The sequence below is a fragment of the Ensifer sp. ENS10 genome, from assembly GCF_014852025.1.
Classification (GTDB): Bacteria; Pseudomonadota; Alphaproteobacteria; order Rhizobiales; family Rhizobiaceae; genus Ensifer.
Window position 1 is genome coordinate 809,246 of record NZ_JACVAS010000001.1, and the last position, 26,722, is coordinate 835,967.

Here is a 26,722-nt window from a genome sequence, read left to right on the forward strand (position 1 = left end):
CGGCAAGAAAATCCTGTCGGTCGTCCCGGTAGGGTTGAGGTCCCGTCAGCTTACCCGGTCGATGCAGAAGTCGATCACTTCCGTGAGCGCCGACTTCCAGGGGGACGCCGGCAGCGGTGCCAGCGCATCGCGGGCAATCGTGCCGTAGTGCTGGGCGCGCGCGATGGTGTCGCTCAAGCCGCCGTAGCGCTTGATCAGGCCGAGCGCCTTTTCGAGGTTCTGATCGCTGCTGTCGCCGCCTTCGATCGCCTCGCGCCAGAAGGCCCGGTCTTCTGCCGTTCCGCGGCGGTAGGACAGGATCACCGGAAGCGTGATCTTTCCTTCGCGGAAGTCGTCGCCGACATTCTTGCCGAGGTCGCTCGACGAGCCGCCATAGTCGAGCACGTCGTCGACGAGCTGGAAGGCGAGGCCAAGGTTCATGCCGTAGGATTTCAGCGCATTGCGGTCGGATTTGCTCGTCTGGGCGACGATCGGTCCAACTTCGGCGGCAGCGGCAAAGAGTGCCGCGGTCTTCGCGCGAATGACCTGGAGATAATCGTCCTCGGTCGTTTCCATGTTCTTGGCGACGGAAAGCTGGAGAACTTCGCCTTCGGCGATGACGGAAGCAGCCGTCGAGAGCACGTCGAGCGCGTCGAGCGAGCCGACATCGACCATCATGCGGAAGGCCTGGCCGAGCAGGAAGTCGCCGACAAGAACACTCGCCTGGTTGCCCCAGATCGTGCGCGCGGTGGACTTGCCGCGGCGAAGGTCGCTTTCGTCGACGACATCGTCGTGCAGCAGCGTCGCCGTATGCATGAATTCGACGCTGGTGGCGAGCTTGACGTGGGCGTCGCCCTCATAGCCGAACATCGAGGCGGAGGCGAGCGTCAGCATCGGGCGCAGGCGCTTGCCGCCGGAAGAAATCAGGTGGTTGGCGACTTCGGGAATCATCTGAACGTCGGAACCGGCCTTCGACAGGATGAGCTGGTTGGCGCGCTCCATGTCCGGCGCTGTCAGGTCGACGAGCGGCTTAACGGACGCCTGTTTGTTTTTGCTGTCTTCCAGCGGTATCACTACGCCCACACCGGGACTCCTGTTTTCATTGTCGCTTTCGACAATAGGAAGGGGTGTCCCGTGCGGCAAGAGGCGAATTGTCCCGCTTGCTGAAATAGGACAGGAAAAACCGCCGGATGAAGGAATTGATCCGTACCAACGATGCCGTCGTGCTCTCCTTTGCCGAGAGCCTGATGAAGGATGCCGGCATCGCAAGTCTCATCGCCGATCAGGGGATGAGCATTCTGGAAGGCTCGCTCGGCCTGCTGCCCCGCCGTTTTCTGGTCGCGGACGAGGACGCGGAAGCCGCGCGGCGGATATTGATCGACGCCGGGCTCGAGGCGGAGTTGCGGTCGTGAACTCGGACCCAGTGCTGGCGGCCGCAACCGAAACCGTCGATGCCTTCCATCGCGGCAAGTTCCATGTCGTTCAGCCGCTGGGGCAGGGACATCGCTCGGGCATGGACGCGATGCTGCTGGCATCGCTCGTTTCCTCGGATCATCCCTGCCGCATCGCCGATCTTGGCGCCGGTGCGGGCGCCGCCGGCATGGCCGTCGCTTCGCGGATCGCAGCTGCGGAGGTGGTGCTGGTGGAGCGCTCACCGATCATGGCGGAGTATGCCCGTCGCAGCCTGCTGCTGGCTGAGAATGCCCGCTTTGCTTCGCGGGTCTCGGTGCTGGAGGCCGATGTCTCGCTTGCCGGCAAGGCGCGTGTCGCGGCGGGTCTGGCGGATGACAGCTTCGACCACGTGATCATGAATCCGCCCTTCAACGACGCTTCCGATCGCAAGACGCCGGACAGCCTCAAGGCTGAGGCCCATGCGATGAGCGACGGGCTCTTCGAGGTCTGGGTGAAGACGGCTGGCGCGATCATGAAGCCGGGCGGGCAACTGTCGTTGATTGCCCGGCCGGAATCGATCGCCGAGATCATCGCCGCCTGCGGCCGCCGCTTCGGCGGCATCGAGATCACGGCGCTGCATCCGCGCGTCGGCGAAAACGCCGTGCGCATCCTGGTGACGGCGATCAAGCAGAGCCGCAAGCGGCTGGTGTTGCGCGCGCCACTCGTCATGCATGAGGAGGGGCATCGCTTCGCTGATCATGTCGACGATCTCAACAACGGTCGTGCCGCCTATCGCCGCCGCTGATTTACCGTATGCGGCATTGCGTTTGTCGTGGCAGTGCATACATGCCATGGATGGGCCAATACATTTGGCCATCGGAGCGGCATGAGGAAAGGTGCCATGCCGTTTTCCTCACGCTGCTCCAAAGCGATCCAGTAGGCAGGAGTTGAAATGAAGGCGTTCCTGAGACGGTTGTTGCCGAGGCGATTTCGCAGGGAAGGCGTGACGATCCCCGTTGTCCGGCTTCACGGTGCGATCATGGCTGGCGGCGGGCAATTCCGGCCGGCGCTCAACCTGGCAACGGCGGCACCGCTTCTGGAAAAGGCCTTTGCAATCAAGGAAGCGCCTGCGGTTACGATCTCCGTCAATTCGCCCGGCGGCTCCCCGGTGCAGTCGCGCCTGATCTATCAGCGTATCCGGGACCTCGCCCAGGAGAAGAAGAAGCGCGTCCTGATCTTCGTCGAGGACGTTGCAGCGTCCGGCGGCTACATGATCGCACTCGCCGGCGATGAGATCATCGCCGATCCGACCTCGATCGTCGGCTCGATCGGCGTCGTTTCCGGCGGTTTCGGCTTTCCGGAGCTGCTGAAGAAGATCGGCGTCGAACGACGCGTCTATACCGCCGGCGAAAACAAGGTGATGCTCGACCCGTTCCAGCCGGAAAAGGAGCAGGACATCGCGTTTCTGAAGAACCTGCAGCTCGACATCCATGATACCTTCATCCAGATGGTGAAGGCGCGTCGCGGACAGATGCTCGCCGATGATCCGGATATCTTCTCCGGCCTTTTCTGGACTGGCCGGCGCGGATTGGAACTGGGGCTAATCGACGGTCTCGGCGATCTGCGCGGCGAGGTGAAGAAGCGTTACGGCGACAAGGCGCGGCTCGAACTCATCCAGCCGGTGCGCAGCCTTTTCGGCCGCCGGCAGACCGGCACGGCCGTTGCCGGCGCCCTTGTCGAGCCCTTGGCGGCGTCGGCGGCAGCGGGTCTTGCCGAAGCAATCGAGGAAAGGGCATTGTGGGCGCGGTTCGGGCTTTGAGCCCAAGCAATTCCAGCGAAATTGTACGACGGTTTCGCATCCGGAACGGCGTAGAACATGAGATAGGGCGTTTCGACGACTGAATTTGATCGGAAGCGCCCTGGCTCACGCGTGATGTCCTTGGAGGAAAAATGCCGCAACTCATCCTGCTCCTGATTGCAGGTTTCGTCTTCTGGCTCGGCTACCGCAAGTTCGTGGCCGATGCGCAGAAATTGACGCGCCAGCGTGAACAGACCCGCCGCGAGGAGCGGACCGGGGCGCAGGGCACGCTGGTCCAGGATCCGGAGACCGGTGAGTACAGGCTGAAACGCGACGACGAGTAGCGAGATCAAAGGGCGCGGAGGCTCCGGCGCGTCTAATTGGCGGGCCGGCGCTGTAGTTGCTTGACCCTTCTCATCAGGCGTGGCACCTGTCCGGCTCAATTTTTATGAAGAAATCCGGACGCGATCCATGACCACTCTGCCCGATCATATGAACCCGAAGCGCTCGTTTCAGGCCCTGATCCTGACTTTGCACAACTACTGGGCCGACAAGGGTTGCGCCGTCCTGCAGCCCTACGACATGGAAGTGGGCGCCGGTACCTTCCATCCGGCAACGACCCTGCGCGCGCTTGGTCCGCGCCCCTGGCGTGCCGCCTATGTGCAGCCGTCGCGTCGCCCGACCGACGGCCGCTACGGCGAAAACCCGAACCGCCTGCAGCACTACTATCAGTACCAGGTGCTCTTGAAGCCGAACCCGTCCAACCTGCAGGAGCTCTATCTCGGCTCGTTGGAGGCGATCGGCCTCGATCCGCTGCTGCACGATATCCGCTTTGTCGAGGACGACTGGGAAAGCCCGACGCTCGGCGCCTGGGGCCTCGGCTGGGAGTGCTGGTGCGACGGCATGGAAGTGTCGCAGTTCACCTATTTCCAGCAGGTCTGCGGCATCGAATGCTCGCCGGTTTCCGGTGAACTGACTTACGGTCTCGAGCGTCTCGCCATGTATGTGCAGGGCGTCGACAACGTCTACGACCTGAATTTCAACGGCCGCGAAGGCGCCGAGAAGATCAGCTATGGCGACGTCTTCCTGCAGGCGGAACAGGAATATTCGCGCTACAATTTCGAATACGCCAACACCGCCATGCTGCATCAGCACTTCATCGATGCCGAAGCGGAGTGCCAGGCATTGTTGGCCGCCGGCGCACCAGGCGATCACAGCAACAATCAGCTGCACAAATGCGTCTTCCCCGCCTATGACCAGTGCATCAAGGCGAGCCACGTGTTCAACCTGCTCGATGCCCGTGGCGTCATCTCGGTCACCGAACGCCAGAGCTACATCCTGCGCGTCCGAGCGCTGGCCAAGGCCTGCGGCGAAGCCTTCCTGCTGACCGACGCTGGCGGCGCGAACTTCAACCGGGACGCGGCTTGATCACGCAACCGTCCGGCCTCGTCGTTCACATCAACGGCTGGCCGGGAACCGGCAAGCTGACGATCGCGCGCCATCTGGCCGAAAGGCTGGGCGCGCGGCTTGCCGACAACCACACGCTGATCAATCCGGCCGAGGCGCTGTTTGCGCGGGGCACACCGCTCTATCGATCGCTGCGCGCGGCGATCCGTGAGAGTGTGTTGGACCATTTGGCGAGGGCGCCAGGGGAACAATCCTTCGTCTTTACCGATGCGCTCTCGGATGACGCCTCCGACACCCGCGCCTTCGAAGACTACGCCGAGCTTGCGCGCCTGCGCGGCGCCCGCTTCGTTGCGGTCGTCATCGATTGCGATGTCGAGGAAAATCTCAAGCGGCTGACAAGGGCCGGACGGTCAAAGCAACACAAGCTGACCGATCCTGCGATCCTTTTGGACCTTAGGGCCAGACACAGATTGCTGCGGGACAATGGTCATGCGGTTGTCGAGATCGATGTGACGACGCTTGGCGCCAATGAGGCCGCCGAGCATATCGCCGGCCGTATCTTTGCGTGATCAAACAACATTGACGATGGCGGCAGCGTTGTTGGCCTGGTCCAGGGTGGGGTAGGCGCCGGTGTAGATCTGACCCGCATAGGTCTGTAAGGCGCGACGAACACCGACCGGCTTTTCCTCTGCGATGGACACGTTCGCATAGGCAACGAAAAGCGCCGTGAAGGCGATTGCGTTGATGAGGGGTGCGAACGTTTTCATGACCTTAGCTTCGTTTTCCAGGAGTTGCTCTCTGGATTGGAATATGGCTGAAGGTCAGCAATGCTGCCGTTCCCGTTGGAACAGGGATTGGACGCCGCACGCGAACACTGTGTTCACGAGGGGGAATGCGCATTGTCTCCGTTTGAAGCGACAGTTGGGGAGGAGTGCGTTTCTCCGCGCAATTGCGGTAGAAAGGCCTTTGCAGCTTGAAAGCCGGTGCTAATCTCGGCCGGGCAATTTTGGAGGGCACCCTATGATCGGTCTGGCAATCGCCGTCGTCGTGATCCTGTATCTGGTTTTCGTCTATAACGGTCTCGTCAAGGCGCGGCAGATCGCCGAGGAGGCCTGGTCCGGCATCGATGTGCAGTTGAAGCGTCGTGCCGATCTCATCCCCAACCTGATCGAAACCGTGAAGGGCTACGCGGCGCACGAGAAGTCGACTCTCGAAGAGGTGATCGCCATGCGCAACCGGGCGCAAGCGGTGCCTGCAGGCGATGTCGAGGGGCGAGCGCAGGCCGAAGGCGCGCTGTCCCAGGCGCTCGGCAAGCTGTTCGCGCTTGCCGAAGCCTATCCGGATCTGAAGGCCAACGAGAATTTCGCCGAACTGCAGCGCTCACTGGAGACGATCGAGGGCGAGATCCAGATGTCGCGCCGCTATTACAACGGCGCTGCCCGCGATCTCAACGTCAAGGTCGAGAGCTTCCCGTCGAACCTGATCGCCAACGCCTTCCGTTTCGTCAAAGCCGGCTATTTCGAGATCACCAACGAAGCCGATCGCGCGGTGCCGCAGGTCAAGTTCTGAGCTTTTCCCATCCGCGGTTCCGATCGCCACGAACATCCCGGCCGCGGGCTCCCGCCGCAGCTCATTCGCATCAAGAGACCTATTCGATGACCACCGATACCATGAAGAAGCTGACCATCCTGCCGACCGACCATCCGCTTCGCGGCCATGTGCGCCCGCCGGGCTCGAAGTCGATCACCAACCGCGCGCTTTTGCTGGCCGGCCTTGCGAAAGGCACGAGCCGATTGACGGGTGCCTTGAAGAGCGACGACACCCGCTACATGGCGGATGCACTCAGGGCGATGGGTGTCGAGGTCAGCGAGCCGGATGAAACCACATTCGTCGTGACCAGCACGGGCAAGCTGCTCCCGCCGGCTGCACCGCTGTTCCTCGGCAATGCCGGAACGGCGACGCGCTTCCTGACGGCGGCGGCCGCTCTCGTCGATGGCACAGTCGTCGTCGACGGCGACCAGCATATGCGCAAGCGCCCGATCAAGCCGCTGGTCGAAGCACTCGGCGCCCTCGGCGTCGAGGTTACCTCCGAGACCGGCTGCCCGCCGGTCACCGTCAAGGGCACCGGCGGCTTTCCGGCCGGCCGCGTCGTCATCGATGCCGGCCTTTCCAGCCAGTATGTCTCTGCCTTGCTGATGGCGGCTCCGGGCGCCAAGGGGCCTGTCAGCATCGAGCTTGCCGGCGACGAGATCGGCGCGCGTGGTTACATCGACCTGACGGTTGCCGCCATGCGCGCCTTCGGGGCCGAAGTCGAGCAGGTGAGCCCGTCCGTCTGGCAGGTCGCCCCGACCGGCTATCGTGCGGCGGACTATGTCATCGAGCCTGACGCGTCGGCTGCAACCTATCTCTGGGCGGCGGAAGTGCTGACCGGCGGCGCCATCGATCTCGGCGTCCCGGCAACAGCCTTCTCCCAGCCAGATGCGCGCGCTCATGCAGTGATCTCAAGCTTCCCGAACCTGCCTGCTGTCATCGACGGTTCGCAGATGCAAGACGCGATCCCGACGATTGCGGTGCTCGCCGCCTTCAACAACACGCCGGTACGCTTCGTCGGTCTCGCCAATCTGCGCGTCAAGGAATGCGACCGCGTGCGCGCGCTGTCGCTGGGCCTGACAGCGATCCGGCCGGGTCTTGCGCATGAGGAAGGCGACGACCTCATCGTCTCGTCCGACCCGGGTCTTGCCGGCCAGACCCTGCCGGCATCGATCGACACCTTTGCCGATCATCGCATCGCCATGAGCTTCGCGCTTGCCGGCCTGAAGATCCGCGGCATCACCATCGAGGACCCTGGCTGCGTCGCCAAGACCTATCCGGCCTATTGGGACGCGCTCGCATCCCTCGGCGTCGAATTCACCGGCGACCGGCCGTGATCGAGAGCGGATGAGGAAAAGTGTATGCGGTTTTCCGCCCGCATCCCGCTCTAACTTATCAAATCGCCGCGCCTTGACCCCCAACCGGAACTTGACCCTCAACCGGAAGAAAGCTTGATCCGCATGGCCCGTCTCGCTGCCGCATTCGCCATTCTGGTTCTTTTGCTGGCGACGGCGGGCATCGGGCGGGCGGAGGAGGTCTTCTCCGCCTATCGCTCCGTCATCGACCTCGCCAAGGACGGCACGATGACCGTGACGGAGACGATCACGGCGACGGTCGAGGGCAACAAGATCCGCCGCGGCATCTATCGCGACCTGCCTTTGACCTTCACCGATGCGAAGGGCAAGCGCAGCAAGGTCGACTTCGAGCTGCTATCGGTCGAGCGCGATGGCGAGGAGGAGCCCTACCGCACGGAGTCGATCAGCGGCGGCGTCCGCATCTACACCGGTTCTGCCGAGGTGTTTCTGGACCCGGGTGAGCATACCTTCCAGTTCACCTACGAGACCGGCCGGCAGATCCGTTTCTTCGACGATCACGACGAACTCTACTGGAACGTGACCGGCACGGAGTGGGACTTCCCGATCGACGAGGCGAGCGCCACGGTGACCCTGCCGGAAGGCGTTAGGGTGGAAGCACTCGATTTCTTCACCGGCGGCTACGGCGCGACCGGCAAGGACGCCCGAGGCTCGCGGGACGGCAGCGAGATCTTTTTCGCCACCACCCGCCGTCTCGATCCGCGCGAAGGGCTGACGATCGCCATCAAGATGCCGAAGGGCAGCATCATCAGGCCGTCCTCCAGCCAGGAGAACGCCTGGTGGCTGCGTGACCACCTCGCGCTTGTCATCGCCGGTGCCGGGCTCGTCCTCGTCCTCATCTATTACAGCCAGGCCTGGTTGCGGGTCGGGCGTGACCCGGACCGCGGCGTCATGGTGCCGCGCTGGGATCCGCCGGAAGGCATCTCGCCGGCGCTGGTCAACTACATCGACAACAAGGGTTTTTCCGGCGAAGGCTGGACCGCACTGTCGGCGGCAGCACTCAACCTCGCGGTCAAGGGCCACGTGGTTCTCGAAGATCTCAAGAACGCCATCGTCATCGCCGCCACCGGCAAGGGAAGCAACGAAAAACTGCCGACCGGCGAAGCGGCCGTCATGAAGGCGGTCAATGCGGCCGGCGGCACGCTCACGATCGATCGCGCTCATGGCACACGAGTGCAGGCGACCGGTGCGGATTTTCGCAATGCCATGGAGCGCGAGCATCGCGGCAAGTACTACCTGGCAAACAGCGGCTACATCGTCGCCGGGGTCGTCCTGTCGGTCCTGGCGGTCGCGGCGGTCTTCCTCTTCGGCGATCTCAGCGAAGACAGCCTGCCGCTGGTAATCGTTCCCGTCTTCATCGCCTTCTTCGTGTCGATCCTCGCCGTCTCATTCGGCAAGTCGCTGCGCCGTGAGAAGAGCCTGATGAGCCGGATCATGTCGATCGTGGTGGTCGCCTTCATCGGCTTCGTGGCCTTCACGATCTTCTCGGCGATCCTCGCAGCCGTCTTCTACTCGGCAGCCGAAACCGATGAGTTGCCGCTGTTGTTCGTGATCGGCGCCATCGTCCTCGTCAACGTGTTGTTCTTCTTCCTGATGGGTGCGCCGACGCCGCTCGGCACGCGGATGATGGATGGTATCGACGGGCTTAGGCAGTACATGACGCTCGCCGAAAAGGACCGGATGAACATGCAGGGCGCGCCTGAAATGTCGCCCCGGCATTTCGAGACGCTTCTGCCCTATGCGGTAGCGCTCGGCGTCGAGAAACCGTGGACAGAGACCTTCGATCGATGGCTGCTCGCCGCCGCGGCGGGAGCGGCGGCGGCGGTCGCCTATCAACCGAGCTGGTATCACGGCGACGGCTTCGGCTCGAGCACCTTCGGCGACCGTATCGGCGGATTTGCCGGTTCGATGGCCGACACGATAACCTCGTCCCTGCCACCCCCGCCCAAATCGTCATCGTCAGGCTTTTCGACCGGCGGCGGCTTCTCCGGTGGCGGTGGCGGCGGTGGCGGCGGTGGCGGCTGGTGAAACCGGCCCCAAACGCAGGCATCCCGCCAAATTCATCGACGGGCTTGGTGACATTCTTGCCAGAGATTGCTAAGTCCGCCGCAACCGTCAGGAACAGAAAAAGTCGCTCCCATGCCCGATCTTCTTATCGAACTCCGCTCCGAGGAAATTCCTGCCCGCCTGCAGCGCAAGGCGGCCGGCGACCTCAAGAAGCTGCTGACCGATGCCCTGGTCGAGGCGGGCCTGACCTATGAGGGTGCGCGCGAATACTGGACGCCGCGCCGGCTGACGCTCGATATCCGTGGCCTCAACGCCCGCTCCGCCGATATTCGCGAAGAGCGCAAGGGCCCTCGCACCGACGCCAACGAGAAGGCGATCGAAGGCTTCCTGCGTGGCGCCGGTCTCTCCTCGATCAGCGAGGCGCATGTCCACAGCGATCCGAAGAAGGGCGATTTCTATGTCGCTCACATCGTCAAGCCGGGCCGTCCGGCCGAAGAGATCATCGCCGAGGCGATGCCCGGCATCATCCGCAATTTCCCCTGGCCGAAGCCGATGCGCTCCGGCGCGGCGTCGGCAAAGCCCGGTGCGCTTCGCTGGGTCCGCCCGCTGCAGTCGATCGTCTGCACCTTCGGCTCGGAAACCGAGGAAACCCATGTGATCCCGTTTGAAGTCGACGGCATCGTCGCCTCGAACGTTACCTATGGGCACCGTTTCCACGCGCCTGAGGCGATTACGGTTCGGCGCTTTGCCGACTACGCTGAGAAGCTCGAAAAGGCGAAGGTCGTTCTCGATGGCGAGCGCCGCAAGGAAATGATCCTTGCCGATGCGCGTAACGTCGCTTTCGCCAACGGGCTGGAACTCGTCGAGGACGAGGGTCTCCTGGAAGAGGTCTCCGGCCTCGTCGAATGGCCGCAGGTGCTGATGGGCAGCTTCGAGGATGCCTATCTCGAAATTCCCTCGGAAATCATCCGTCTGACCATCAAGACCAACCAGAAGTGCTTCGTCACCCGCGCACCTAGCGCCGAAACGCTCTCCAACAAGTTCATCCTCGTTTCGAACATCGAGGCGAAGGACGGCGGTAAAGAGATCGTGCACGGCAACGGCAAGGTCGTGCGCGCCCGCCTTTCGGACGCCGCCCATTTCTGGCACCGCGACCAGGGCAACCTGCCGGATCTCGAAACGCTGGAAGCGTCCGCGGAAAAGTTCGCTCTCGATCTCAAGAAGCCGCTCGACCAGCGCATGGCCAAGCTCGACGCGCTGAACGTCACCTTCCACGCCAAGCTCGGCACGCAGGGCGAACGCGTCGCCCGCATCCGGGCGCTGGCCGCTGAACTCGCCAAGGTGATCGGCGCGGATCAGAAGCTCGTCGACCGCGCCGTGGTGCTCGCCAAGGCGGACCTGCGCACCGAAGCGGTCGGTGAATTCCCCGAGCTTCAGGGCATCATGGGTCACAAATACGCGCTGCTTCAAGGCGAAGAGCAGTCGGTCGCCGATGCGCTCGAGGATCACTACAAGCCTCAGGGCCCGTCCGATCGCGTGCCGACCGATCCGGTGGCGGTGACCGTCGCGCTTGCCGACAAGCTCGACACGCTCGTCGGCTTCTGGGCGATCGACGAAAAGCCGACCGGCTCGAAGGACCCTTATGCGCTGCGCCGCGCGGCACTCGGCGTTATCCGCCTGATCCTGGAAGGCAAGGCGCGCCTGGCGTTGCTCCCGGCCTTCGAAGCCGCGCTCGTTGCTCTCCGAGCACAGAAGCCGGCGCTTGCAGGCGACGTTTCCGCCGATCTGCTCTCCTTCTTCCATGACCGGCTCAAGGTCTATCTGCGCGATCTCGGCGCCCGTCACGACCTGATCGACGCGGTTCTGACGTCGGATTCGGACGACCTACTGATGATTGCCCGCCGCGTCGAGGCGCTGACGGCCTTCATCACCGACGAGGAAGGCCGCAACCTCCTGGCCGGCACCAAGCGTGCAACGCAGATTCTCGCGGCCGAAGAGAAGAAGGGAACGACTGTCGCCGACGCCGTCGATGCCGGCCTCTTTCGTCTCGATGCCGAAAAGGCGCTGCACCAGGCGGTCGAAACCGGTTCGGGCGAAGCGCGCAACGCGATCGCCAAGGAAGACTTCCGTTCGGCGATGGAAGCGCTGGCAAGGCTGCGCGAGCCGGTCGATCAGTTCTTCAACGACGTGCTGGTCAATGATGACGATGCCGCGATCCGAGCGAACCGGCTGGCGCTGCTTGGCCTGATCCGTTCGGCAACCGGCACTGTCGCGGACTTCTCCAAGATCGCAGGCTAAGGCGAAAAGGTCGGCTGCCGGCTCCGGAAGCATCCGCTGTTGCTCCCGCACAAACGTTCAAGCGGGTCGCCGTGAGGCGACCTATAACCTGTCTCCATCACGCAGATGGAGACAGCCGATGGATACCGCGACGAGGACCCACAAGCCGATCAATTTCGCCGAAAAACTCTCGCTCTTCAGGGATCAGTGGCAGCCGCGCGTCATTGCCGAACTCAATGATTATCAGTTCAAGATCGTGCGTATCGAGGGCGACTTCATCTGGCATGATCACAAGGATACCGACGAGGCGTTCATCGTGCTTGAAGGTACACTGCGCATCGATTTCCACGACGGGTCGGTGACGCTTGGGCCAGGAGAGATGTACGTCGTGCCGAAGGGCGTCGAGCACAAGCCCTATGCGGAGCGCGAGGTGAAGATGCTGCTGATCGAGCCGCGCGGCACCCTCAACACCGGCCATGAGGGCGGCGAACGCACGGCGGAAAACGATCGCTGGATCTGACGCGCGTGGCTGCTCACTGCATGTCTCAAATCGACCTCGATTTGAGGACGAATTCATGCAGCGCGGCGCTGTAGGGTCGGGATCGCGCTTGATGACCATCCCGCCTCGGAGTAGGAAGGCATATGCCCGCAAAGATCCTCGTCAGCGCCTGTCTCATGGGCCATGCCGTCCGTTATGACGGTCAGTCGAAACCGCTCCTTCATCCGGCGATCGATCGCTGGCGCGCCGAAGGCCGTCTCGTGACCATCTGTCCGGAAATGTCTGCCGGCATGCCGGTGCCGCGCCCGCCAGCGGAAATTGCTTCAGGCGCCGTCGGCAAGGATGTGCTCGAAGGCGAGGCGAGGGTGGTGGAGATCACCGGCCGCGACGTGACCGAAGACTTCGTGCGGGCCGCCGAAAACGCGCTTTCGCTGGCGAAGGAAACCGGCTGTCGTTTTGCGCTGCTGATTGATGGCAGCCCGTCCTGCGGATCCGGCTTCGTCTATGACGGCAGCTTTTCCGGCGCTCGCCATCCGGGCGAGGGTGTGACGGCAGCATTGCTCGCCGGCAATGGCATCGAAGTCTATTCGGACAGGCAGATCGAGGCGCTGGTCGCGCGGATCGAAGGATTGGAAGGCCCATAATAAAAGATTGCGCCCCTGCTTCTCTCAGGGGCGCAATCTCTCGCTGTGCAGCGAAACGCCCGTCAGCCTTGCATGCAGGGGACAGCTGAGCGGGGCAGGGAACTTTCCCGATAGGAGATCAGTCTAGCCGAAGTTCGAGGGTGGACGGATCAAATTGCTGTGAGCCGTCTTCGGTCGGCGGTGCAACTGAGCCGCCCATGGAGGCACCGATCGGCGTGACCGCGGCGGTCTTTGCGGTCTGGTCGATCGCGATCATCTTCGCGTCGTCCGCCACCGGGTTCTGGTCGTCCGCATTCGTCGAGACGACGACCGTCGGGGAGGCATCACTGTCGGCGGAAGCCGCCTTGATGATCTCCTGCGAAGGCTTGCTGACAAAGACGACCGGGGAGCCACCGAGCCAGGCTTCGGTGCGCACCATCTTCATCTCGCCGTTGATTTTCTTGAGCTCGACCGTTTCGTCGCCCGCAGCGATCGTGGGTACCACATAGGTCACCTTCTTCTTCGACTGCAGCGGCGGGCACGCGGCGCAGGAGACGGTGGCGACACTGGCGTTGTCGGTCGTGCGCGACGCGAGCGCCTCGATCGACGACGCCTCTGCGTTGCCGGCGGCAAGCCCGAGGACGGTGGTGATCAGCAACAGGCGCATACGCTTTCTCCCGCAATTGTTAGCGGCGAGAATATGCGCACTCCCTTACTTTCCCGTCAGGAGAATTGGTAAAAATAGAATGATCCGGAAATGAGTTCCGCTCCGGATCACGCTTTCTCGCGTGCAACCGCACGCCAGCCGATATCGTGCCGGTAGAAGCCGTTGTCCCAGGAAACGGCCGAGACCGCCGCATAGGCTCTGTCCTTGGCCGTGCCTGCATTTGCGCCTGTTGCGGTGATGTTGAGCACGCGGCCACCGGTCGCGACCAGGGCGCCATCCTTCATCGCTGTGCCAGCGTGGAACACCTTGGTGGTGGCCGAGGCCACGGGCAGGGCGGTGATCGGCGTGTTCTTGGCGTAGCTGCCAGGATAGCCCTTGGAGGCCATCACGACGGTCAGCGCCGTCTCCTCGCGCCAATCGGCCACCATGCCGGCGAGCGTGCCGGTCGCCGCGGCATAGAGCAGCGGCAGCAGATCGCTCTTCATCCGCATCATCAGCACCTGGCATTCCGGGTCGCCGAAGCGGACATTGTATTCGATTAGCTCCGGGCCCTTGGCGGTGATCATCAGGCCGGCAAAGAAGACGCCGGAAAAGGGATGGCCGCTTTCCGCCATGCCGCGCATCGTCGGCTCGATGATCTCCTTCATCGTGCGCTCGATCATCTCGGCCGTCATGACCGGAGCGGGCGAGTAGGCGCCCATGCCGCCGGTATTCGGCCCGGTATCGCCGTCGCCGACGCGCTTGTGATCCTGCGCGGAGGCAAGCGCCAGCGCGGTCTTGCCGTCGCACAGGCAGAAGAAGCTTGCTTCCTCACCATCGAGATAGGCCTCGACCACCACTTCGGCGCCGGCAGCACCAAAGGCGCCGGCAAAACAATCGTCGACGGCAGCGAGCGCCTCATCGAGCGCCATGGCGACGGTGACACCCTTGCCGGCTGCCAGGCCATCGGCCTTGATCACGATGGGCGCGCCCTGGGCGCGCACATAGGCCTTGGCGCTTTCGGCATCGGTGAAGCGGCCATAGGCGCCGGTCGGAATGTCATAGCGGGCGCAAAGATCCTTGGTGAAGCCCTTGGAGCCTTCGAGCTGGGCGGCGGCGGCAGACGGGCCGAAGACGGCGATGCCGGCTGCGCGCAGGACGTCGGCGAGACCGGCGACCAACGGGCCCTCAGGACCGACCACGACGAAATCGATCGCTTCCTTGCGGCAAAAATCGGCGACGGCCGCATGATCGTCCGTGTCGAGCGCGACGATGACGGCTTCTTCGGCGATGCCGGGATTGCCCGGTGCCGCATAGAGCTTCGTCAGTTTGGGAGACTGCGCAATCTTCCATGCAAGGGCGTGCTCGCGCCCACCCGATCCGATGAGAAGAACCTTCATTGCAGCCCCCGATATCCCGAAATTGCTGCGCTGCGGTTAGGACGGCAGGGCGGCAAGGTCAAGGGAAAATGGGAGTCCAGGCAGCGATTCCCGCAATCGCCACCGTTCAGGCGATGGCCTGCCGAGTTTGTACGTCATCCAGCCCTTCGTCGTGCGCGTAGCGGGCGGTGCGCGTCAGCGCCCAGATGCCGAGATCTTCAATCGGCAGCGGCTTGCTGATGAGATAGCCCTGGAACAGATCGCAACCGGCTGCAGTCAGCATCGAGAGCTTCTCTGGCGTGTCGATGCCTTCGCCGACGACGGCGACGTCCTTGGCGTGGCAGAGCGCGATGAGCGCCTTGAGCACCGGCAGCGACTGCGACGCGGTGAGGTTCGAGACCAGCGCCCGGTCGAGCTTGATAGTATCGGCCGTGTATTCGATGATCTGCTGCACGGACGTGTAGCCGGCGCCGAAATCGTCGATCGAAAGGCGGAAGCCATTCTGGCGCAGGGCGTCGATGTTGCGGCGAAGCTGGTCGCTGAACTTGACGGCGAAGGTTTCGGTGAGCTCGATCTCGATCGAACGCGCCTCCAGCCCATGTCGCTCCAGGCAGTCAGAGAAATGGTCGGCAATCGCCTTGGAGTGCAGTTCGGCCGAGGAGATGTTGATTGCCAGCACCGTTTCCGGGCCGAACAGCGCCTTGAGCTGCCGGCAATCGGACATCGCCTTGTTGATCACCCACCAGTCGATCTTGGTGAAGAGACCGGAGCTTTCGGCGATCGGCACGAATTCATCCGGGGTAACATTGCCGAGGACGGGCGAGTACCAGCGCAGCAGCGCTTCGCAGCCGGTGACGCGGCCTTCGGTGTCGACCATCGGCATGTAGACGAGATGGAACTGTTCGTCCGGATCGAGCGCGCGCAGCTCGTCCTGGATCTGGCGCAGCCGCGTGCGCTTATCGTGAAGCGCGCGCGAGAAACGGGCCGAACGGTTCTTGCCGCTGGTCTTCGCCTGATACATCGCGGCATCGGCATTCGAAATCAGCTCGGCAAGGTTGGTCGCATCGTCCGGGCAGATCGCCGCGCCGATGCTTGCGGTCACCGGGTAGCGCTTGTCGGAGACTTCGAAGCCGTCCTCGAACAATCCCAGAATGGCGGCCGAAATTTCCCGGACCGTTCCGTCGCCGGGTCGCGATCGCACGAAAACGGCGAATTCGTCGCCGGAGAGGCGGGCAAGAATGGCCGGCTTCTGGCCGCGCCGCTCGGTGATCGCATCGACGCGCTCGCCGATACGGACGGACAGCGTCTTCAGGAGCTCGTCGCCGATCTCGTGGCCGTGCTTGTCATTGACGAACTTGAAGTTGTCGATGTCGATAAACAGCAGGCTGCACTTCTCGCCGGCGGCGATTGCCTCGCGCACGGCGCCGGCGGCAAGTGCGTTGAAATGGCCGCGGTTGCTGATGCCGGTCAGGGTGTCGGTCCAGGAACTGCGTTGCACGAGTTTCAGCGATTGCACCGACTGCCGATGCAATTCGCGGATATTTTCCGTCAGCCGCCCGATCTCGCCTTTCTCCTCCATGTCGCGGATCTCGTCGCGCGCGCCCACCATCACCGCCATCACGTTGGCGTCGAGGCTTGCGATCGGGTCGGTAATGAAGCGGCGGATCAGCATGATGATCAGCCAGATCGAGAACAGGCTCATCGCCACGGCGCCGAGCGCCAGCAGGATCTTCTGCCTGGCCAACAGCGCATCGAAATGTTCGCTCGAAACCGTGAGCGTCGCATAGAGCGAGGGCCCGAGATGAACGCTTGCCGAAAGGTCTTCGGTAATCGCCAGCGGCCAGGGCTGGAGCACGATGTCGGAGCCGTATTCCTTCTTCAGTGCCTGCTGCATGTCGAGGAAGCGGTCCGGCTGGATCGCGACCTGGACGAGCAGAGCGCTCGATTTCTTGCTCGGCAGCGGCCGGGTGAAGGCGACCGGATCGAGGAAGAAGGAATAAACGATGCGTGGTCTTTGTCCCGCTTCGTAAAGATAGGTCCAGTCGGCGAGCGTGTCTTCGCGGATCAAGCGGCGGGCGAGGTTGAGCTGGGCCTCGTCGATCTGGGCGAAGGGGTCCCAGCTGTTTTCGAAATAGTAGTCCGTCTTCAGATCGGAAGTCAGCAGCGCCAGCGACACGTAGCCCGTCGGGTCGTCCAGGAGTGATTTGATGCTTTCCTGCAGCCTGACACCAAGCGCATTGGCGCGGTAGTTCTCATCCGTTTCGGACACATACTGGCGCAGCGAGTTGCCGTTCAAGAGCGCATTGAGGAAGCCCTTGCTGCGGCCGATCTCGTTCTGGAACACGGCGGCCGCATGTTCCAGGCGCTGCGACAGTTTGGCGTGTTCGAGCGCGCGGATGGAGCGGCTCTGCGTGACGTGGACCGAGACTGCCGCCAGCAGGTAGCCAGCGAGAACGACGGGGAAGATCAGGATGAGCGCGCGTTTGCCGAGATTCACTGGAAGTTCGCCAATGTGCTGATGATGCGTCGGCGCAATTGCACCGACTCTGTGGACAGTTCCTGTTGATACTGGCTCTTGGCCAGGATGTCGGGTGAGGGGTAGATGGCGGGGTCGGCGCGGACTTCTTCCGGCAGGAGCGCATAGGCTGCCCGGCTTGCCGTCGGCATGTTGAGCGCCAGCGCGTTCGCGGCAGCACTGCCCGGCGAACCGAGATAGTCGAGGAGAGCGAGCGCGCGGTCCTTGTTCGGCGATTTGGCGACGACCGACATGCAATCGAGCCAGGAAAGCGTGCCTTCCTTGGGAACGGCGTAGCGCCAGACGCCGGGCGTACCTGCCTTGTCGTTCAGCACGTGCTGGTCGCCGCTATAGCCCAGCGCCATATAGATGTCCTTGCTGACCGTCGGGTTCTGGATCGAGCTGATGATATATTCGTAGGTGAGCACCGAGGGCGCCTGTTCCTTCATCAGGTCGAAGGCGGCCTTCAAGGTGGCGCTGTCGTTGGTGTTGATCGATTGGCCGAGCAGCATCAGCGGCGCGACGAAGGCCTCGTTGTGGTCGTCGTACATGGCGACATGCTTCGCGAGCGCCGGGGCTGGACGCATGAGATCCTGCCAGGAGGCCGGCGCCTCCCGAACGACGTCCGATCGGTAGAGGATGCCCATCGTGCCCCAAAGATAGGGCAGGCCTCGGCCCGAGCAGCGCTTGCGCCAGCTTTCGTCATAGTCCCGCAGCGAGGCGACGTTGGTCTCGTCGAGCTTTTCGAGCACGCCCTTGCGACCGAAGAGGGCGGCGCTGTTTTCGCCGGTTACCACCAGGTCGACGCGGCTGTTCGGGTCGGCCAGCACCTCGTCGCGGGTGTCGCCGCTATCGTAATAGACCTGGTGCACCGCGACGCCTGTTATCGACGTCCAGCGATCAAGGATCTTCTGGTCGATATAGGATTCCCAGATCAGCAGGTTCAGGGTCTCGGCCGGTGCCGCCGTTGCAAATAGCAACGTCGCCAGAAAGGCCGGAATCGCCGTTCGCCCCTGCATTCTATACCCCTGCCCAAGCCCGTCAGACGACCGTAGCGCGCAAAAATTGATGAATGATTACGTGGGGCTGCGACGGGGATGGGGTGTCGCGTGCTGCTTGTGGCGCAAGACGAAAACCGGGCGCCGCATGGCGGCGCCCGGTGAAAACGGAAGCGATTTCGGCGCGAAGAGCCTATCGCGCGGGGATCTTCGGCAGCAGGATCGTGAGGATGCCAAGCAGCGGCAGATAGGAGCAGATGGTGTAGACGAACTCGATGCCCTGCCGGTCGGCAAAGATGCCGAGCACGGCCGCGCCCATGCCGCCGAAGCCGAAGGCGAAACCGAAGAAGACGCCGGCGATCAGCCCCACTCGGCCCGGCACCAGCTCCTGGGCGAAGACGACGATCGCCGAGAAGGCCGAGGAGAAGATCAGGCCGATGATGATCGACAGGACGCCGGTCCAGAAGAGGTTCGCATAGGGCAGCAGCAAGGCGAAGGGGATGACGCCAAGGATCGAGAACCAGATGACGAAGCGGGCGCCGTAACGGTCGCCGATCGGACCGCCGAGGAAGGTTCCGGCCGCGGCCGCGCCGAGGAACAGGAACAGCATGAGCTGCGCCTGCTGCACGTCGATGCCGAACTTCTCGATGACGAAGAAGGTGAAGTAGCTGGAGATGCTCGCCATGTAGACGTTCTTGGTGGCGGTCAGGAGCACGAGCACGGCGACCGCCCACATGACCCGCCCCTTCGGCAGCGGAAGGGCGCGGCTCGGCGCCGGCCGGCTCATCGTGGTGCGGCGATGGCGCACATGCCAGGTGCTGACCCAGGAGAGCACGAAGAAGCCGATGATCGCGACGATCGAGAACCAGCTGAGGCTTCCCTGACCGAAGGGAATGACGATGAAGGCGGCAAGCAGCGGACCCATGGCGCTGCCGGCATTGCCGCCCACCTGGAACAGCGATTGCGCCAATCCGTGGCGACCGCCGGAGGCGAGGCGGGCGATGCGGGACGATTCCGGATGGAAGATCGCCGAACCGATGCCGATCAGGCTCGCTGCCACCAGCAGGACCCAGAAGTCATGCGCATTTGCCAGCAGGATCAGGCCGCTGCAGGTCGAAAGCATGGCGAGCGGCAGCGAATAGGGCAGCGCCCAGCGGTCGGTGATGATGCCGACGGCCGGCTGCAGCATCGACGCCGTCAGCTGGAAGGTAAAGGTCAAGAGGCCGATCTGCACGAAATCGAGCGAATAGTTCGCCTTGAGCAGCGGATAAAGCGCGGTCAGCAGCGACTGCATGATGTCGTTCAGCATATGGCAGAAGCTGACGGCCAGGATGACGGAGAAAGCCGTCTTTTCCGGCGAAATCCCGGAAGTTGAGGTCACGGTAGACATGGGTGATTCCTTGCCGTCTCGAAGGTTGTATGCGGCAAGGGCTATCTGTACTGAGGTTGCGATTGGCCTGCTTTTGTGATCTGGTCGATTTCTTTCGTGAGTGGGCCAAATGCCGATCCGCCGATATCCCTTGCCGCAGCTTCCCGATGACGATCACTTCCGGAACCTCGATTGGGTCGAGACGGGAAACGCCCCGGTGCTGGCGCTCGGACGAGACTATAGCGCCGGTCTTCTGGTTCCCTTCCACAGCCATACGCGCACGCAGCTCTGGTGGGCGCGTGGCGGCGTCGTGCTGATGCGCACCGAGCGCGGGCGGTGGATGGTTCCGCCCGGCCATGCCCTGCTGATCCCGGCCGGTATGGAGCACTCGGCCGAGATGATCAGTGACGTGCGCATGCACTCGATCTACTTCGCGCCGGAACTGCTGCGCGCCGAACGGCCGATGGTCATGGAAATCAATCCGCTCGCCGGCAGCCTTGTCGATGCGCTCGTCAGCGTCGAGAACGAGACGATGTCGGAGCGGCGCGAACAACTGGTCACGGATCTGCTTCTGGAAGAAATCGGCCGACTGCAGGAACGCCCGCTCGGCCTGCCGTTTCCGCGCGACGAGAAGCTCGCGGCGCTGTGCCGACAGTTCCTGCAGGCGCCATCGGCGGCAGCGAGCATCGACCAGTGGGCGGATCGCATGCGCCTCAGCCGGCGATCATTCACGCGGTTCTTCCGCAAGGAGACGGGCGTTAGCTTTGTCACCTGGCGCCAACAGGCCTGTATCTTCGCTTCCTTGCCGCTCCTTGCCGATGGCGAGCCAATCACCAATGTGGCCCTTGATGCCGGCTATGAGAATGTCGCGGCCTTCACCACCATGTTTCGCCGCATGCTCGGCAGCCCGCCGAGCGTCTATCTCAAGACCTATCTTGGCCAGTGACCGGGGTTCGCCAACCGGGTATGGCAAAGGAAGGTTGAATTGACCTGGTTAACGGAATCGTAGGAACAAGCCGCAATAAACCGCCCTCGTGTCGTTCCTGCCCACCTCCCTCCTTCGGCGCAGCGGCACGGTCAAACTTCGCCCCGGCGAATGATTCTTCCGGAGTTGTTTCTTGCGTATCCGTTCTCTCGTCCTCCTTTCTGGAACCCTTTTGCTGTCGGCCAACGCCGCCTCTGCCGCTGACGGCCAGTATTTCTGGTCCGGCGACTGGTATCTGAAGGTCGGTGCCACCGGCTTCCTCGGCCCGAAGTATGAAGGCGCCTCGAAGCGCATGTTCCAGGCCGCGCCCCTGATCTCGCTCGGCAAGGCCGGCAGCTCGGTCCGCTTCTCCTCGCGCAACGACAACATGTCCTATGCGCTCGTCGACCAGGGAAGTTTCCGTGCCGGTCTCGTCGGCAAGCTGATCTTCGAGCGCGACGCCAGCACCTCCAGCGACCTGAAGGGCCTCGATCCGATCAAGTTCGGCGGTGAAGTCGGCGGCTTTGCGGAGGTCTATCCGACGGACTGGCTGCGGGTGCGCGCCGAAGTCCGCCAGGGCATTCGCAGCCACCACGGCGTCGTCGCAGACGTCGCGGCCGACGCCTTCACCGATGTCAGCAGCAATGTCCGCATCTCCGGCGGCCCGCGCCTGAGTGCGGCCACGAGCGGCTACTACTCGGCCTACTACGGCGTAAACGATCGCGAGTCGGCTGCATCCGGGCTCAGCACCTACAGTCCACATGGCGGCGTCGGATCCGCCGGCGTCGGTGCCGCGATCACCTGGCAGGCAACGGAGAAGCTTGAGACGAGTGCCTATGCCGAGTATCGGCGCTTGCTTGGCCCTGCTGCCGATTCCAGCCTCGTTCAAGAGCGCGGGAGCCGCAACCAGGTCCTGGTCGGTCTGTCGGCGACCTACCGCTTCGACTTCACTCTTCCCTGACGTTCGCTGGTTGGGCGCCGCGGCGATCTCGCCGCTTGACCGGCCGGACCTGCGGCGTCAAACAGGGGCATGAACACGTTTTCCGCCGATTCCGGCCGCGTCCACGACGCGCCGTCCAACAATTGGGTTTATCGCGTCCTGCCGCGCGCGCTCTGGCCCTATGCCCAGCTTGCCCGTTGGGACCGTCCGATCGGCTGGCAATTGCTGCTGTTGCCCTGCCTCTGGTCCGTGGCGCTGGCGACGGGCGCAGCGGCGGGCACCGAAGAATTCTCGTTCGGCCGCTTCCTGTATCATTGCTTCCTGTTCACCGCCGGCGCGATTGCCATGCGCGGCGCGGGGTGCACCTACAACGACATCGTCGACCACGACATCGATATGGAGGTTGCGCGCACCCGCTCGCGGCCGCTTCCGTCGGGGCGCGTTTCGCGTCTTCAGGCGAAAGTGTTCATGGTGCTGCAGGCGCTCGTCGGCCTTGTCGTGTTGCTGCAGTTCAACACGTTCTCGATCGTGCTCGGCATCCTGTCGCTGGCGATCGTCGCGATCTACCCCTTTGCTAAGCGGTTTACCGATTGGCCGCAATTCTTCCTGGGCCTCGCCTTCTCCTGGGGCGCGCTGATGGGTTGGGCAGCCGCGTTCGGCACGCTGTCGCTGGCAGCCGTGCTGCTCTACGGTGCGGCCATTGCCTGGACGATCGGCTATGACACGATCTACGCCTACCAGGACAGAGAGGACGACGAGCTGATCGGCGTGCGTTCGACGGCAAGGCGGTTCGGCGAAAATCCGCGACCGTGGCTGATCGGCCTTTATGGCATCGCGACGCTGCTGTTGCTGCTGTCCTTCGTGGCTGCCGGTGCCGGCACCATTGCCTATATCGGACTTCTGATTGCCGCGGCGATGCTGACCTATCAGATCCTGGTGTTGAACATCCACGATCCGGCACAGTGCCTGGCGCTGTTCAAGTTCAACGGGGTCGTGGGCCTGATCATCTTTGTCGGCCTGGTGCTGGCGTTTCTTGTTCGCCTGATATGAAAAATCCTCCGTCGCGGCGGAGGATCCTCTTCATGCATTCGGTCCGTCCCGCTTCTGCATGTTTCCTTAAATCCTAGCCGGTTTAAGGGTAAAAACATGCAGCCCTGAAAGTGCTACAGCGACCTTTGCGCGTCTGAAAAGACGCGCGGCGCTGTAGTGGCGGGCCGCAGAAGCTTCAGGCCCAGCTGATCTCGCGGGCGGCCTTGCGCTCCTTCGCCTCGTGACGCGCACGGAAGCTGGACAGGATGACAGCAACGGCGGCGACGATATGCTTGCGCATCAGGTTTCTCCTTCTTTCGTGATCTTGGCTATGAACCCGATATGGCACGAAGAAGGCGGCGGAGCTGTTTCCGTGGGAACATCTCGAGCAATCCCAGAAAACCTGTGAAATGGCTTGCCGTCCGCAACGGCATCCCAAAATCGGCAGCCCCAAAATCGCCAGCGCGGAGATCAAACGACAACAGCCGGCCGCAGGGAACGGCCGGCTGTCGCGCTGGAGGTGCTGCTGCGGATTAGCTGCGGGCGATGATCTCGCGCCCGTCGATCTTCATGTGAACGCCAAGCGTGCCGGTGGAACGGCGCACGAGGAAACGCGGCCGGCGCTCGGCGAAGAAGGAGTGGCGGCGCCGCGGCTTGACCGGCGCGGTGCGCACATCGCCGAGATGCTCTTCGAGCGGCCTTGCGACGCCATCCGCTTCGACCATCAGCATGGGAATGCGATAGGCCTCCGCCCAGGCGCGCCAGTCGGCCGCGATGTCGGACAGGTCGTGTGCGACGAGCAGCGGAACGCAGAGGTCCGGGTCGTCGTGATGAAGTTCCAGCGTCACTGTAACGTCTCCGTCGCCGTGATCGATCGCGCGAGCCGCGACCCCTTTGAATGCCCGCGCCGGCAGTGCGATCGAAAGCGGCAGGCCGCTCGATGGTAGCACCTTGCGCAGAACTGCGCCACGCTCGTCCAGGCTGATCGTGACATTCCCCGTGTGACCGCGCAAGGCGTAGCTTGCCTGCTGTGGAAAGCGCTTCGGATCAAGACGGAGCGTGTTTTCGACCCATGCGGGTTGAGAGAGTGTGTTGCGCATTTCAATCGCCCTTGTTTTTCCTTGAGAGCCGTTTCCGGTCTTCTCGTCGGGACCTTTTCGTCCTCTATGGGCTGAGAATAGGCGCCCCCCTTTCCGAACGGCTTAAGAATCGCGGTTAAGAAAACTTTGCGTTTTTCGATGGTTAGCAAAAGCCGACCGCTCAGGGTTTCCGTTTCGTCAACGGGTCGGACGGTCTTGTTCCGATCGGACGCAACAAGCGGCCTGCCGGCGGCCGGCGAAAAGCCACACACAAGCCAGTGCTGCAATCATGACGCGTCAGAATTCTGTTTCGGGGTTGGTTCGGCCGCCCCATGGGTAACCGACGGGGCCAGGCATGGTATCGACCTATCTCGACTATAGTCGCATCACGCGTGATTTGCGCAGCAGCCTCAATCGTGTTGCCCAGCAGCCGCAGATCGCGCGCGAGGCCCAATATTACCGGGAAAACATCGACCGCGTGAAAACCGTCGAGGCGTTCCTCGACGACTACCGGCTCTACTCCTACGCGATGAAGGCGCATGGCCTGGAGGACATGACCTATGCCAAGGCCTTCATGCGCAAGGTTCTGGAAAGTGACCTGAAGGACGATAACAGTTTTGCCAACCGTCTCACGGATGAACGCTACCGCAATTTTGCGCAGGCCTTCAACTTCAGTTCGGCAACCGCGGTGGCTCAAACCAGCGCACAGCAGGATGCGCTGATCGGCCTCTACAACGACCGCATCAACGATCTCGATACAGTCATGCGGCAAGAGATGGCCTATTTTGGCGCGGCCATGGATCTGGTCACCGATGTCGACCAGTTCCTGGGCAACGAAAAGCTGCGCTCCTTTGCCTTCACCGTGTTCGGACTGAACCCGAAGACCTTTTCGTACACGGAAGTTCGCAATGCGTTGACCAGCGATCCCGCGACCTTGACCGCCAGCCAGACGGCAGCCAAGACGCGGTTGACCGAAGCGAACAAGCAGCTGACGGATCTCGGCGCGCGCGACACGGCCCTGGCCCAGATCGTCAGCCTGACAGCCCAACTGGCCGCGGCGCCCGATGCCGACAAGCCTGCCATCCAGACGAAGATCGACGAGCAGAACGCGATTGTCACCGACCTCGATGCACGGCTGCCGCCGCGCGACCAGGCGCCGGCGCTGAAGACGCAGCTCTCCCTGGAGGTGAACACGCTTGCCAGGCAGATCAGCAGTCTCGATATCTATATCCAGCTCGCCTCGACATTCAATTTCAATGCCGACGGCAGCGTGCCTGCCGGTGAGAAGGCGATCAGCGACGAACAGAAGGCGCTGCTCAACGAGGCCTATGTCTTCCTGCGGCCCGGCGTCACACCGTCGGGCGCTGCACGATTGACCGGCGCCGGGGCGCTGCTCAACAAGGAATACTACGAACAGAAGATCGGCAGCATTACCAAGGTCTCGGACCTGATCGCCGATAACCGCCTGCTCAACTACATCATCACCGCCTTCGGCTTGCCGTCCGCGACGACGATGCCCTCTACGGTCGAAAACATCCTCACCAGCGACATCAACGACCCGGAGAGCTACGTCAACAAATATGGCGGCGAATACAACGCCGCCTACAAGAAGATGCTTGCCGCCTTCAACTTCCAGACTGACGGTACGCTGCCAGCCGGCAAGACCGCGCAGGATGCGGACCAGATGAAGACGACGTCCGACGGCTACATGGTGCGCTACAACGACAAGAGTGATGCCGAGGACGAAGCGCTGGTCAAACGCTTCAAACTCCTGATCGGCACGATGAAATCGGTCGACGAGTTGCTCGCCAACAATGACATGAAGAAATTCATGCTGCGCGCCTTCGGCCTCGATAATGAGGATCTGAGCAGCCGAACGCTGAAGCGGATTCTGACCAGCGACCTCAACGATCCCAGAAGCTATGCCAACACGCTGCGCGATGAGCGCTACGTCAAGCTGGTAAAGGCATTCAACTTCAATCCGGACGGCACGCTCGGCGCACCAAAGTTGGCGCAGAGCGAAGCCGACATCATGAATACGGCCAAGGCCTATGTGATCGCCAAGTCCCGGTTCGGCACGGATGAAGAGAAGAAGGTCGCCAAGGTCAAGGCGCAGGAGGAAGCCAAGTACTACACGGCCGAGATCGAGAAGATCGAGACGCTCGACGCCTTCCTGGCGAACCGGCGGCTGGTCGATTTCGTGCTCGTCGGGTCCGGCATCGATCCGGGAACGGTCAAGACCGAATACCTCAAGGACATGTTCACGTCCAACCTGGACGATCCCAAGAGCTTCATCAATACCGATCCGAACGGGCTGAAGTACCGCGGGATCGTCGCCTCCTTCAACTTCGACACAGACGGCAAGATCGTCCGGGGCGAGGCCGGCCAGATCCAGACCCGGCGCGGATTGATCACCACGGTCGACCTCTATCTCAATCAGTCGCTCGAGGAGTCCGAAGGCGCCGACAACGGCGGCGTTCGCCTGGCGCTCTATTTCAAGCGCAAGGCCCCGGAGATCAACACGGCTTACGACATCCTGGCCGAGACCGCCCTGTTCCAGGTTATCAAGACGGCCTACAGCATGCCGGAGGGGCTGCAGAACGCCAAGATCGAGGCGCAGGCCGCCTATATCGAGCGCGTCGTCAACATCAAGGATCTGCAGGATCCCGGGAAGCTCGAGAAGCTCCTGCAGCGGTTCACGGCACTTTATGACGTCGAAAACAACACGGACGTATCACCGGGGCTGGCGATCCTCAGCGGTAGCGGCGGAGGCGGCGTCAGCGCCGAGACGCTCCTGTCTCTCTCGCAGTTGCGCGCAGGCGGTCGCTGAGTCAGGTTGCGTAAAGTGCAGCGAGCCC

General features: G+C 62.8%; 24 protein-coding genes. 16 read left to right on the forward strand and 8 right to left on the reverse strand.

Annotated features, from left to right (window positions below; all coding sequences use genetic code 11):
* Window positions 1–45 precede the first annotated feature (45 nt).
* Window positions 46–1,062, reverse strand: a complete 1,017-nt coding sequence (locus tag IB265_RS03900) for a polyprenyl synthetase family protein (RefSeq protein ID WP_057250798.1) — start codon at window positions 1,060–1,062, stop codon at window positions 46–48.
* 107 nt (window positions 1,063–1,169) lie between these two features.
* Between IB265_RS03900 and IB265_RS03905 the strand changes: the two genes are divergently transcribed.
* From IB265_RS03905 to IB265_RS03930, 6 genes are all read left to right on the forward strand, one after another.
* Window positions 1,170–1,391 (forward strand): DUF2007 domain-containing protein, encoded by a 222-nt coding sequence (locus IB265_RS03905; RefSeq protein ID WP_057250796.1) that lies wholly within the window; start codon window positions 1,170–1,172, stop codon window positions 1,389–1,391.
* Window positions 1,388–2,176 carry a tRNA1(Val) (adenine(37)-N6)-methyltransferase gene (locus tag IB265_RS03910; protein ID WP_057250794.1) on the forward strand — a complete coding sequence of 263 codons (789 nt, stop codon included), beginning with the start codon at window positions 1,388–1,390 and terminating at the stop codon, window positions 2,174–2,176. The genes IB265_RS03905 and IB265_RS03910 overlap by 4 nt, the downstream gene beginning before the upstream one ends.
* A gap of 147 nt (window positions 2,177–2,323) precedes the next feature.
* Window positions 2,324–3,190, forward strand: coding sequence for a S49 family peptidase (locus IB265_RS03915; protein ID WP_057250793.1), 867 nt, complete (start codon window positions 2,324–2,326; stop codon window positions 3,188–3,190).
* A 131-nt stretch (window positions 3,191–3,321) separates the two neighbouring features.
* Entirely contained in the window at window positions 3,322–3,513 is a 192-nt protein-coding gene (locus IB265_RS03920) for a hypothetical protein (RefSeq protein ID WP_057250790.1), read from the forward strand.
* A gap of 127 nt (window positions 3,514–3,640) precedes the next feature.
* The gene (locus IB265_RS03925; RefSeq protein WP_093232042.1) at window positions 3,641–4,597 is read left to right on the forward strand and encodes a glycine--tRNA ligase subunit alpha; all 957 of its coding nucleotides are present in this window, start codon (window positions 3,641–3,643) and stop codon (window positions 4,595–4,597) included.
* Window positions 4,594–5,145, forward strand: a complete 552-nt coding sequence (locus tag IB265_RS03930) for an AAA family ATPase (RefSeq protein WP_192494634.1) — start codon at window positions 4,594–4,596, stop codon at window positions 5,143–5,145. The genes IB265_RS03925 and IB265_RS03930 overlap by 4 nt, the downstream gene beginning before the upstream one ends.
* Here IB265_RS03930 and IB265_RS03935 read toward each other — a convergent pair whose 3' ends face one another.
* The gene (locus IB265_RS03935) at window positions 5,146–5,343 is read right to left on the reverse strand and encodes a hypothetical protein (RefSeq protein ID WP_057250783.1); all 198 of its coding nucleotides are present in this window, start codon (window positions 5,341–5,343) and stop codon (window positions 5,146–5,148) included.
* A 253-nt stretch (window positions 5,344–5,596) separates the two neighbouring features.
* Here IB265_RS03935 and IB265_RS03940 point away from each other — a divergent pair, with 253 nt between their 5' ends.
* From IB265_RS03940 to IB265_RS03965, 6 genes are all read left to right on the forward strand, one after another.
* Window positions 5,597–6,145, forward strand: coding sequence for a LemA family protein (locus IB265_RS03940; RefSeq protein ID WP_057250782.1), 549 nt, complete (start codon window positions 5,597–5,599; stop codon window positions 6,143–6,145).
* Between the two features lie 86 nt (window positions 6,146–6,231).
* Window positions 6,232–7,503, forward strand: a complete 1,272-nt coding sequence (locus IB265_RS03945) for a 3-phosphoshikimate 1-carboxyvinyltransferase (protein WP_057250780.1) — start codon at window positions 6,232–6,234, stop codon at window positions 7,501–7,503.
* Window positions 7,504–7,626: 123 nt separating this feature from the next.
* On the forward strand, window positions 7,627–9,567 hold the full coding sequence (locus IB265_RS03950; protein WP_057251095.1) for a DUF2207 domain-containing protein: 1,941 nt from the start codon (window positions 7,627–7,629) through the stop codon (window positions 9,565–9,567).
* Between the two features lie 111 nt (window positions 9,568–9,678).
* On the forward strand, window positions 9,679–11,844 hold the full coding sequence (gene glyS / locus IB265_RS03955; RefSeq protein WP_057250778.1) for a glycine--tRNA ligase subunit beta: 2,166 nt from the start codon (window positions 9,679–9,681) through the stop codon (window positions 11,842–11,844).
* Window positions 11,845–11,962: 118 nt separating this feature from the next.
* Entirely contained in the window at window positions 11,963–12,343 is a 381-nt protein-coding gene (locus tag IB265_RS03960; protein ID WP_057250776.1) for a cupin domain-containing protein, read from the forward strand.
* 122 nt (window positions 12,344–12,465) lie between these two features.
* The gene (locus IB265_RS03965; protein ID WP_057250774.1) at window positions 12,466–12,966 is read left to right on the forward strand and encodes a DUF523 domain-containing protein; all 501 of its coding nucleotides are present in this window, start codon (window positions 12,466–12,468) and stop codon (window positions 12,964–12,966) included.
* 118 nt (window positions 12,967–13,084) lie between these two features.
* Here the strand turns inward: IB265_RS03965 and IB265_RS03970 are convergent, their stop codons facing one another.
* From IB265_RS03970 to IB265_RS03990, 5 genes are all read right to left on the reverse strand, one after another.
* Window positions 13,085–13,612, reverse strand: coding sequence for a plant virulence effector HPE1-like domain-containing protein (locus tag IB265_RS03970; protein WP_057250773.1), 528 nt, complete (start codon window positions 13,610–13,612; stop codon window positions 13,085–13,087).
* A 107-nt stretch (window positions 13,613–13,719) separates the two neighbouring features.
* Window positions 13,720–14,991, reverse strand: a complete 1,272-nt coding sequence (gene purD / locus IB265_RS03975) for a phosphoribosylamine--glycine ligase (RefSeq protein WP_057250771.1) — start codon at window positions 14,989–14,991, stop codon at window positions 13,720–13,722.
* Between the two features lie 106 nt (window positions 14,992–15,097).
* A complete protein-coding gene (locus tag IB265_RS03980) occupies window positions 15,098–17,467 on the reverse strand; it encodes a bifunctional diguanylate cyclase/phosphodiesterase (protein WP_057250769.1) in 2,370 nt (789 codons plus the stop codon).
* Window positions 17,464–18,504 carry a spermidine/putrescine ABC transporter substrate-binding protein gene (locus IB265_RS03985; protein WP_057250767.1) on the reverse strand — a complete coding sequence of 347 codons (1,041 nt, stop codon included), beginning with the start codon at window positions 18,502–18,504 and terminating at the stop codon, window positions 17,464–17,466. The genes IB265_RS03980 and IB265_RS03985 overlap by 4 nt, the downstream gene beginning before the upstream one ends.
* Window positions 18,505–18,676: 172 nt before the next feature.
* Window positions 18,677–19,873 carry an MFS transporter gene (locus tag IB265_RS03990; protein WP_057250765.1) on the reverse strand — a complete coding sequence of 399 codons (1,197 nt, stop codon included), beginning with the start codon at window positions 19,871–19,873 and terminating at the stop codon, window positions 18,677–18,679.
* 109 nt (window positions 19,874–19,982) lie between these two features.
* Between IB265_RS03990 and IB265_RS03995 the strand changes: the two genes are divergently transcribed.
* The 3 genes from IB265_RS03995 (at window position 19,983) to ubiA (ending at window position 22,806) form a co-directional block, all read left to right on the forward strand.
* Window positions 19,983–20,798, forward strand: a complete 816-nt coding sequence (locus tag IB265_RS03995) for a helix-turn-helix domain-containing protein (protein ID WP_057250763.1) — start codon at window positions 19,983–19,985, stop codon at window positions 20,796–20,798.
* Window positions 20,799–20,970: 172 nt separating this feature from the next.
* Window positions 20,971–21,777, forward strand: coding sequence for a MipA/OmpV family protein (locus IB265_RS04000; RefSeq protein WP_057250761.1), 807 nt, complete (start codon window positions 20,971–20,973; stop codon window positions 21,775–21,777).
* A 69-nt stretch (window positions 21,778–21,846) separates the two neighbouring features.
* Entirely contained in the window at window positions 21,847–22,806 is a 960-nt protein-coding gene (gene ubiA / locus IB265_RS04005; RefSeq protein ID WP_057250759.1) for a 4-hydroxybenzoate octaprenyltransferase, read from the forward strand.
* A 512-nt stretch (window positions 22,807–23,318) separates the two neighbouring features.
* Here the strand turns inward: ubiA and IB265_RS04010 are convergent.
* A complete protein-coding gene (locus tag IB265_RS04010; protein ID WP_057250756.1) occupies window positions 23,319–23,885 on the reverse strand; it encodes a DUF6101 family protein in 567 nt (188 codons plus the stop codon).
* Between the two features lie 334 nt (window positions 23,886–24,219).
* On the opposite strand from IB265_RS04010, the gene IB265_RS04015 reads away from it, so the two are divergent.
* Window positions 24,220–26,694 (forward strand): DUF1217 domain-containing protein, encoded by a 2,475-nt coding sequence (locus IB265_RS04015; RefSeq protein ID WP_057250754.1) that lies wholly within the window; start codon window positions 24,220–24,222, stop codon window positions 26,692–26,694.
* Window positions 26,695–26,722 lie beyond the last annotated feature (28 nt).